The sequence below is a fragment of the Aerococcus sp. L_32 genome (assembly GCF_050689315.1).
Genome location: NZ_JBOEQF010000635.1, coordinates 1 through 995 on the forward strand (window position 1 = coordinate 1; position 995 = coordinate 995).

The window sequence follows — 995 nt, forward strand, 5'->3', positions numbered from 1 at the left end:
GCTGTGGCAAGGGTGTCGCAGTCCTTTACATTTTTACCCAAACAACAAGCAAGTCCTCTCTTAACACTTCTTAGACCCAAGACGCTGCTGGCTTCATAATAGCTAGCGACATCTTTTTGCACTCAGCTTCTAGGTGGTCGTCCTTTTCCAGAAAGTAACTAAGTATTGATAGAAATGAAGGTTTTTTTATGTCAGATAATGAGCAAGAACAAGTGAAGTTGCATAGTTTGCAGGCTATGACGTTGAAGGAGATTTACCAGTATGCGAAGGCGTATAAGGTCCCTTATTATAGTCAAATGAATAAGAAGGAGCTGATTATGGCTGTCTTGCGGGCGCAAGAGGTGAGTCAGGGCTTTATGAATGTCGAGGGTGTGCTTGATATTACGGGGTCTGATTTTGGTTTCTTGCGGTCGATTAATTATTCGCCTAGTCAGGAGGATATTTATATTTCGAATTCTCAGATTCGCCGATTTGGTTTGCGGAATGGGGATTTGGTGTCGGGTACAGCTCGTCCGCCTAAGGCTTCTGAGCGGTATTTGGGTTTGATGCATGTGTACGCGGTGAATGGTAAGGACCCAGATGAGGCGAAGGAACGGGCGCATTTCCCAGCCTTGACACCAGTCTACCCGAATGAACAATTACGGTTGGAGTCGACACCTGGACGTTTGTCTGCGCGGATGATTGATTTGATTTCGCCTGTTGGTTATGGTCAACGTGGTTTGATTGTGGCACCTCCTAAGGCTGGTAAGACGGTCTTGATGAAGGAAATCGCCAACGGGATTACAGCTAATAATCCGGATGTTGAGTTGATTATGCTGTTAATTGATGAGCGTCCTGAAGAGGTGACGGATTTGGAGCGGTCGATTGATGGGGAAGTGGTTTCTTCTACTTTCGATCAACGACCTGAAAACCACGTCCGGATTGCGGAATTGGTTTTAGAACGGGCGCGCCGTTTGGTGGAAGATAAGCGTGATGTCGTTATCTTGATGGATTCG

1 protein-coding gene is annotated in these 995 nt (G+C 46.2%); it reads left to right on the forward strand.

Going from position 1 to position 995, the window contains the following annotated elements; genetic code table 11:
* Positions 1-188: 188 nt before the first annotated feature.
* Positions 189-995, forward strand: an 807-nt coding sequence (rho, locus tag ACRCJ0_RS15330; RefSeq protein WP_431391062.1) for a transcription termination factor Rho, incomplete at its 3' end; no start/stop codon positions are given.